6 protein-coding genes are annotated in these 8,788 nt (G+C 67.8%); all 6 read right to left on the reverse strand.

The window, feature by feature from the left end; translation table 11 throughout:
- Positions 1 to 95 precede the first annotated feature (95 nt).
- Positions 96 to 2,093: an acetyl-CoA carboxylase biotin carboxylase subunit gene (locus GGQ89_RS06765; protein WP_184105074.1), complete on the reverse strand. Its 1,998-nt coding sequence runs from the start codon at positions 2,091 to 2,093 to the stop codon at positions 96 to 98.
- Between the two features lie 149 nt (positions 2,094 to 2,242).
- Positions 2,243 to 3,265 carry a biotin synthase BioB gene (gene bioB / locus GGQ89_RS06770; RefSeq protein WP_184105076.1) on the reverse strand — a complete coding sequence of 341 codons (1,023 nt, stop codon included), beginning with the start codon at positions 3,263 to 3,265 and terminating at the stop codon, positions 2,243 to 2,245.
- 14 nt (positions 3,266 to 3,279) lie between these two features.
- A complete protein-coding gene (gene scpA, locus GGQ89_RS06775) occupies positions 3,280 to 5,535 on the reverse strand; it encodes a methylmalonyl-CoA mutase (RefSeq protein WP_184105078.1) in 2,256 nt (751 codons plus the stop codon).
- A gap of 72 nt (positions 5,536 to 5,607) precedes the next feature.
- Positions 5,608 to 6,366, reverse strand: coding sequence for an enoyl-CoA hydratase/isomerase family protein (locus GGQ89_RS06780; RefSeq protein ID WP_184105133.1), 759 nt, complete (start codon positions 6,364 to 6,366; stop codon positions 5,608 to 5,610).
- Between the two features lie 8 nt (positions 6,367 to 6,374).
- Positions 6,375 to 6,794, reverse strand: coding sequence for a methylmalonyl-CoA epimerase (gene mce, locus GGQ89_RS06785; RefSeq protein ID WP_184105080.1), 420 nt, complete (start codon positions 6,792 to 6,794; stop codon positions 6,375 to 6,377).
- Between the two features lie 156 nt (positions 6,795 to 6,950).
- Positions 6,951 to 8,477, reverse strand: a complete 1,527-nt coding sequence (locus GGQ89_RS06790) for an acyl-CoA carboxylase subunit beta (protein ID WP_184105082.1) — start codon at positions 8,475 to 8,477, stop codon at positions 6,951 to 6,953.
- Between the last annotated feature and the right edge of the window lie 311 nt (positions 8,478 to 8,788).

Below are 8,788 nucleotides of genomic sequence, written 5' to 3' on the forward strand. Positions count from 1 at the left end.
CACCCTTCCCACCCGCTATCACGGGCGGCCCCCTCCCTCTCCCGCCGGGAGAGGGAGGGAGGCGCAAAGCGCCGGAAGGGTGAGGGTGTGTCGGCTTACTCCAGCTCCAGAATCACCGCATCCACCGCCAGGCTGTCGCCGGTTTTGGCGGAGATGGTCTTGACGGTGCCGGACTTGGCGGCGCGGAGGATGTTCTCCATTTTCATCGCCTCGACCACCGCCAGCGGCTGACCTGCTTCGACGCTATTACCCTCGGCGACGTCGAGGCGGACGAGCAGGCCCGGCATGGGGGCGATGAGGAATTTCGACAGGTCGGGTGGGACCTTTTCGATGAGGTGCTGGGCATAGGGCGCGGCGCGGGCGGGGAGGACGCGGACCGTGTGGCTGGCCCCGCGCGTGGTCAGCTTGAAGCCGGTGCGGGTCTTGGCGATGCGGACGTGGAGCGTCTCGCCGTCCTCGTCCTCGACCGCGATCATCCGGTCGCCGGGGGTGTAGGCGATGGCGAGGTCGAGCTCGGCGCCGTCGACGCTGATCCCGTCGGTCGAGACGTTGACCGCGTGGTCCGCTCCCCCGATCCGCACCGTCCAGTCGGCGGGCGGTTGCAGCCGGTGACCGAGTTGCCCGTCGATGCGGCGGGCGCGGTCGGCCTCGGCGGTGGCGGCGAAGGCGGCGACGGCGGCCAGCGTCCGGGTCAGGTCGGCCGACGCGGGCGCGCCCTGGAAGCCGTCAGGATATTCCTCGGCGATGAAGCCGGTGGACAGCGCGCCCGAGCGGAAGCGCGGATGCTGCATCAGCGCGGAGACGAAGTCGATATTGGTCCCCGGCCCGACGATCTCGAACGCGTCGAGCGCGGCGATCTGGGCGTCGATCGCGGCTTCGCGGGTGGGTGCCCAGGTGACCAGCTTGGCGATCATCGGGTCGTAGAACATGCTGACCTCGCCGCCCTCGGCCACGCCGTCGTCGACGCGCACGCGCACGTCGTCATCGGCCTGCTCGGCGGGCGGGTTGTAACGGACCAGCCGCCCGGTCGAGGGCAGGAAGCCGCGATAGGGGTCCTCGGCATAGACGCGGTTCTCGATCGCCCAGCCGGTCAGCGTCACATCGTCCTGGCCGAACGCCAGCGGCTCTCCCGCCGCAACGCGGATCATCTGCTCGACCAGATCGAGCCCGGTGATTTCTTCGGTGACGGGATGCTCGACCTGGAGCCGGGTGTTCATCTCGAGGAAGTAGAAGCTCTTGCCGCTCGTATCCGCACCCGACACGATCAGCTCGACGGTGCCCGCCGAATAATAGCCGACCGCCCGCGCCAGGGCGACCGCCTGCTCACCCATGGCGCGGCGCATCTCGGGCGTGACGAAGGGCGACGGGGCTTCCTCGACCACCTTCTGGTGGCGGCGCTGGACCGAGCATTCGCGCTCGCCGAGATAGACGATATTGCCATGTTGGTCGCCCAGCACCTGGATCTCGATATGGCGGGGGCTCTCGATGAACTTCTCGATAAAGACGCGGTCGTCGCCGAAGCTGGCCAGGCCTTCGCGCTTGGTCGCCTCGAAGCCTTCGCGGACATCCGCCTCGGACCAGGCCAGGCGCATGCCCTTGCCGCCGCCACCGGCGCTGGCCTTCATCATCACGGGGAAACCGATGTCGGAGGCGATGCGCACCGCCTCCTCGGTGTCGGCGATCTCGCCCAGATAGCCGGGGACGACATTGACGCCCGCGGCCTTGGCGAGCTTCTTCGATTCGATCTTGTCGCCCATCGCGGCGATGGCGTTCGGCGGCGGGCCGATGAACACGACGCCCGCCTCGGCACAGGCTCGGGCGAAGCTCTCGCGCTCGGACAGGAAACCATAGCCGGGATGGATGGCATCCGCGCCGGTCGCCTTGGCAGCGGCGAGGATCAGCTCGGCCTTGAGATAGCTCTCGGCGGCGGGTGCGGGGCCGAGGCGTACCGATTCGTCAGCCAGCCGGACATGCGGCGCACCGGCATCGGCGTCGGAATAGACGGCGACGGTGGCGATGCCCAGGCGGCGCGCCGTGCGGATCACCCGGCACGCGATTTCCCCGCGATTGGCGATCAGGATTTTCTGGAACACGGGGATACCTCTCCTTTTATGTCGTTGGTCCGTGTCGCCTGTTCCCCGGCGAAGGCCGGGGTCCAGTGTCTTCATGGTCGGTGGCGCGCCATCGATCCTTCACCGCAACTGGGCCCCGGCCTTCGCCGGGGAACAGGGCGGTGGAAATGTCACTCCGCCGCGACCCGCATCGGTTCGGCGCCTTCCATCGGCTTCAGGCCCAGCCTGGCGAACAGCGCGGCATCGGCATCGTCGCCCGCATTGCCCGCGGTCAGCAGCTTGTCGCCGGTGAAGATCGAGTTCGCCCCCGCCATGAAGCACAAAGCCTGGGTCGCCGCCGACATGCTCTCGCGCCCCGCCGACAGGCGGACCATGCTCATCGGCATGGTGATGCGCGCAACCGCGACGGTGCGGACGAACTCGATGTCATCGATCCGCGCCAGCGGCGTGTCGGCGAGCATGTCGCCCAGCACCGTGCCCTTGACCGGGACCAGCGCATTGACCGGCACGCTTTCGGGATGGCGCGGCAGGGTGGCCAGCGCATGGACGAAACCGACCCGGTCGCCGCGCGTCTCGCCCATGCCGACGATGCCGCCGCAGCACACCGAGATGCCCGCCTCGCGTACGTTGGACAGCGTCTCCAGCCGGTCCTCGAAGCAGCGCGTCGTGATGACGTTGGCGTAGTTCTCGGGCGAGGTGTCGATGTTATGGTTGTAATAGTCGAGCCCCGCTGCGGCCAGCCGTTGCGCCTGGGGCGCGTCGAGCATCCCCAGCGTCATGCAGGTCTCCAGCCCCATGGCCTTCACGCCCTCGACCATGGCGACGACCTTGTCCATGTCGCGCTCCTTGGGGCTGCGCCACGCCGCGCCCATGCAGAAACGCTGCGAGCCCGCCGCCTTGGCCTCGGCCGCCGCCGCCAGCACCGCCTGCACGTCCATCAGCTTTTCGGCCTTCACGTCGCTCTCCGCCGAGGCGCTTTGCGAGCAGTAACCGCAATCCTCGGGGCAGCCGCCGGTCTTGATCGAACAGAGCGTGCACAGCTGCACCTCGTCCGCCGCATGATGCGCGCGGTGCACTTCGGCTGCACGGAAGAGCAGCTCGGGGAAGGGCAGGTCGAACAGCGCGGCGATCTCGGCGCGGGTCCAGTCGGTGCACAAGGCCGCCTCGGGGCGAAGCGCGGTGGTCGTCGTCATTCCGTCATGTCCTGTCATTCGCCCGTCTCGGGCGGCATGTTATGGCCCAGCAGCCTCAGCACATCCTCGGCCGCCTTCACAAGATTGGTGCCGGGGCCGAATATCGCCTGAACCCCGGCATCGTAGAGCGCCTGATAGTCCTGCGCGGGAATAACGCCACCCGCGATGACCTTGATATCGGCGCGGCCTGCGTCGCGAAGGTGGCCGATGAGTTCGGGGATCAGCGTCTTGTGCCCGGCGGCCAGGCTGGACGCGCCGACGACGTCGACATCGCGGGCCAGCGCCACTTGCGCGGCTTCCTCCGGCGTCTGGAACAGCGCGCCGGGCACCACCTCGAACCCCAGATCGCCGAACATCGAGGAGACGAGGTTCGCACCCCGGTCATGCCCGTCCTGGCCCATCTTGGCGACGAACAGGCGCGGCTTGCGGCCGAGGCGACGCTCCACCGCCTCGACGCCGCGCAGCAGGCGGGCCCAGCGTTCGTCCTCGCCATAGGCGCCGCCATAGATGCCCGACACCGGGGTCGGCTGCGTGCCATAGCGGCCGAACGCATCCTCCAGCGCGGCGGAAATCTCGCCCAGGGTCGCCCGCGCCCGCGCCGCCTCCACGGCGAGCGCCAAGAGGTTCGACCCCATTCCTCCCCCGGCGGGGGAGGTGGCAGCGGCGTCAGCCGCTGACGGAGGGGTGTCCCCCCTCTCGAGCGTCGACACCCCTCCGTCATCGCTGCGCGATGCCACCTCCCCTTGCAGGGGAGGATTTTGGGCGGCTTGGCGCAGGACATCGAGGGCCGCTTGGGCCGCCGCTTCGTCGCGCGCGGCCTTCACCGCTGCGATCCGCGCCACCTGGCCTGCGCGCACCGCGTGATTGTCGATGTCGAGGATCTCGACCGGTGCCTCGTCGGCCAGCCGGTATGTGTTCACCCCGACGATGACGTCCTCGCCGCGATCGACCTTGGCCGCACGCGCCGCGCTTGCCTCCTCGATCATCGCCTTGGGCCAGCCCGAAGCGACCGCCTTGGCCATGCCGCCTTCGGCCTCGATCCGCTCGATCAGCGCCCACGCACCATCGACCAGGCTCTGGGTCAGGCTCTCGACATAGTAACTGCCGCCCAGCGGATCGACGACCTTCGTCATCCCCGTCTCTTCCTGCAGCACGATCTGCGTGTTGCGTGCGATCCGGGCGGAGAAGTCGGTGGGCAGCGCGATCGCTTCGTCCAGCGCATTGGTGTGAAGGCTCTGCGTGCCCCCCAGCATCGCCGCCATCGCCTCGATGGTGGTGCGGATGACGTTGTTATACGGGTCCTGCTCGGTCAGCGACACGCCCGAGGTCTGGCAGTGCGTCCGCAGCATCTTGGAGCGCTCGTCCTTCGCCCCCAGTTGCGTCATCGCCCGGTGCCACAGCACGCGCGCGGCACGCAGCTTGGCGACCTCCATGAAGAAGTTCATGCCGATCGCAAAGAAGAAGGACAGGCGGCCAGCGAATTTGTCGATGTCGAGGCCGGAGGCGACACCGTATTTCACATATTCCATGCCGTCGGCGATGGTGAAGGCCAGTTCCTGGAGCTGCGTGGCCCCGGCCTCCTGCATATGATAGCCCGAGATCGAGATGCTGTTGAACTTGGGCATCTCGGCCGAAGTATAGGCAAAGATGTCCGAGATGATCCGCATGCTCGGCTCGGGCGGATAGATATAGGTGTTGCGGACCATGAACTCCTTGAGGATGTCGTTCTGGATGGTCCCTTCCAGCTTGGAGCGGTGAACGCCCTGTTCCTCGGCGGCCACGATGAAGAAGGCCAGCACCGGGATCACCGCGCCGTTCATCGTCATCGAAACCGACAGGGCATCGAGCGGAATGCCGTCGAACAGGATCTTCATATCCTCGACCGTGTCGATCGCGACGCCCGCCTTGCCGACATCGCCCGTCACGCGGGGGTGGTCGCTGTCATAACCCCGGTGCGTCGCCAGATCGAAGGCGACCGACAACCCCTTCTGCCCCGCCGCCAGATTGCGCCGGTAAAAGGCGTTCGACTCCTCGGCGGTCGAGAAGCCCGCATATTGCCGGATCGTCCAGGGACGCCCCGCATACATGCTGGCCCGCACGCCGCGCGTGAACGGCGCGAAGCCCGGTAGGCCGGGGTCCTCGCGCACATCCTCGGCGGTGTAGAGCGGCTTGACCGTGATCCCCTCCGGCGTCCGCCATGACAGGTCGCGACCCTTCACCTCGCGCGCGGCAAGGGCTTCCCAATCGGATAGCTCAGGGCGTTCGACCATCGGCCACTCCTCATCCACTCTTATTTTGTTTCACTAGAGCGAAATCATCGTGCGCGCGCAAGGGGCGGTATCCTACCGCCCCAGGAAACGCGGCGGGCGCTTTTCGAAAAAGGCCCGGCCGCCTTCCTTGCCGTCTTGAGTGGCACGCGCGCTGCGCTGATCCTCGGCTTCGCGGGCCAGCGCGTTCGCATAGTCGCTGTCGAATCCGGCATGGAGCGCGCGGCGCATCAGCCCCAGTGCGACGCTCGGCCCGGCCGCCAGTCGCTCGGCCAAGGCAAAGGCTTCCGCATCGAGCCTGTCGTCGGCGACGACCTTATGGATCATGCCCCAGTCGAGCGCCCTGGCCGCACCGATCCGCTCGCCCAGCATCATCATCTCGGCCGCCCGCGCGCGACCGATCAGGCGCGGCAGCAGCCAGCTCGCCCCGCCATCGGGCACCATGCCGATATTGACGAAGGCGTGGAGGAAATAGGCAGCCTCGCTCGCCACGCAGAAATCGGCCGCCAGCGCCAGGCTGCACCCGATCCCCGCCGCCGCCCCGCGCACCGCGCTGATCACGGGGATCGGCAGGTCGGCCAGCGTCAGGAACAGCGGGTTGAAGTGATCGACCAGCGCGCGGTGCACCATCTCCGGGCCGATCTCGCCGCTCGAAATGTCCGCCCCCGAGCAGAAGGCCTTGCCGGCCCCCGTCAGCAGGACGGCCCGTGCATCGCCGCGCGCCGCCAGCGCCTCGCCGATCCGGTCGAACAGTTCGGGCGGCACGGCATTGAGGCGGTCGGGGCGGTTGAGCGTCAGCACCAGAACGCCGCCCCGACGCTCGGCCAGCAGCATGGGCTCGCTCAATGGCCTTCCCCCGGTGCTTCCATCAGCTCGACCAGCACCCCGCCCATGTCGCGCGGGTGGAGGAAGACGACGGGCGTGCCATGCGCGCCGATGCGCGGCTGGCCCAGCAGCGTGGCACCCTGGGCTTGCAGTTCGGCGACGGCGGCGGCCATGTCGGCGACCTCGAAACAGAGATGATGCTGTCCGCCCGCCGGGTTCTTCTTGAGGAAGTTGGCGATGGGGGAGGTTTCGTCGAGCGGCTGGATCAACTCGATCTGGGTGTTGGGCGCGTCGATGAAGCATACCCGCACGCCCTGCGGGGGCAGGTCGAAGGGTTCGCCGATCGCGTCGGCACCCAGGATGTGGCGATAGGTTTCGACCGTCTTTTCAATCGAAGGGGAGGCGATGCCGATATGGTTGAGGCGGCCGAGAGTCATGCGTGGCTCCGATCGGTTTGCGTGACGAGAGCGCCGGCCCTCCCCCATCCCCTCCCGCTTGCGGGAGGGGCGTGTTTGGGGGCAGCTCTCGCCCAGAGCTTCTCCCCTCCCGCTGGCGGGAGGGGATGGGGGAGGGCTTCCCCGCTTGCGCCCCTCTCAGAGCGGCAGATTGTCATGCTTCTTCCACGGGTTTGCCAGGTCCTTGTTGCGCAGCTTGCGCAGGCCCAGCGCGATGCGACGGCGGGTCGAATGCGGCTGGATGACCTCATCGACGAAACCCTTGCTGGCCGCCACGAACGGGTTGGCGAAGCGTGCCTCATATTCCGCCGTCCGCTCGGCGATCTCCTCGGGCGTCTTGCCGCGGAAGATGATCTCGACCGCGCCTTTTGCGCCCATCACCGCGATCTCGGCGGTCGGCCAGGCATAGTTGAGGTCGCCGCGCAAATGCTTGGACGCCATCACGTCGTACGCGCCACCATAGGCCTTGCGCGTGATGACCGTAATCTTGGGGACCGTCGCCTCGGCATAGGCGAAGAGCAGTTTGGCGCCATGCTTGATGATGCCGTTATGCTCTTGGGCGGTGCCGGGCAGGAAGCCAGGCACGTCGACAAAGGTCACGATCGGGATCTCGAACGCGTCGCAGAAGCGCACGAAGCGCGCCGCCTTGCGGCTGGCGTTGATGTCGAGCACGCCCGCCAGCACCATCGGCTGGTTGGCGACGAAGCCGACCGTACGCCCCTCGATCCGGCCGAAGCCGGTGATGATGTTGGCGCCGTGGGCGGGCTGCACCTCGAAGAAATCGCCCTCGTCGACGACCTTCGATAGCAGCTCGTGCATGTCATAGGGCTGGTTGGCGCTGGCCGGGATCAGCGTGTCGAGGCTTTCCTCGATGCGGTCCCAGGCGTCGGCGGTCGGCCGCTCGGGTACGCCTTCGCGGTTGTTGGCGGGCAGGAAGTCGATGAAGTCGCGCGCTGCCAGCAGCGCCTCGATATCGTCCTCGAACGCGACGTCGGCTACGCCGGTTTTCGTCGTATGCGTGACTGCGCCGCCCAACGCCTCCTGGGTGACGACCTCGTTGGTCACCGTCTTCACCACATCGGGGCCGGTGACGAACATGTAGCTCGAGTCCTTCACCATGAAGATGAAGTCGGTCATCGCAGGGCTATACACCGCACCGCCCGCGCATGGCCCCATGATGAGGCTGAGTTGCGGCACCACGCCGCTGGCCAGCACATTGCGCTGGAACACCTCGGCATAGCCGCCGAGGCTGGCCACGCCCTCCTGGATGCGCGCGCCGCCGCTGTCGTTCAGGCCGATGACCGGCGCGCCGACCTTCATCGCCATATCCATGATCTTGCAGATCTTCTGCGCATGGCGTTCGGACAGCGAGCCGCCGAAGACGGTGAAGTCCTGGCTGAAGACGAACACCAGCCGCCCGTTGATCGTGCCCGAACCCGTCACCACGCCGTCGCCGGGGATGACCTGTTCGGTCATGCCGAAGTCCGTGCAGTTATGCTCGACGAACATGTCGAGCTCCTCGAAGCTCCCCTCGTCCAGCAGTACGTCGAGCCGCTCGCGCGCGGTCAGCTTGCCCTTGGCGTGCTGCGCCGCGACGCGCTTCTCGCCACCACCGGCCCGCGCGGCCGCGCGGCGGCGTTCCAGTCCGACCATCGTCGATGCCATGACCTCTCCTTACGTCTTTGCCCGAGCTTATGCCCGAGTGGCGTGGGGGATGGCAATCGCGGGGATTTCCGTTTTCGTAAGGGGAAGGTGGGTGAACTAAGCTCCCCCTCCCGCAAGCGGGAGGGGGTTGGGGGGAGGGTTGGGAGTCTCACCGAGACCATCGCTGGTGGCCCGGGGCGCCCCCCCCCCCCCCCCCCCCCCGGGGGGGGGGGGGGGGGGGGAAGAAAAGAAGAGGCTGTCGTCCCCCCAGGGAAGAAACACCCCGAGGGGCCGCACACCCCCCCCCCCCCCCCCCCCCCCCCCCCCCCCCC

Source organism: Sphingomonas yabuuchiae (assembly GCF_014199595.1).
GTDB lineage: Bacteria > Pseudomonadota > Alphaproteobacteria > Sphingomonadales > Sphingomonadaceae > Sphingomonas > Sphingomonas yabuuchiae.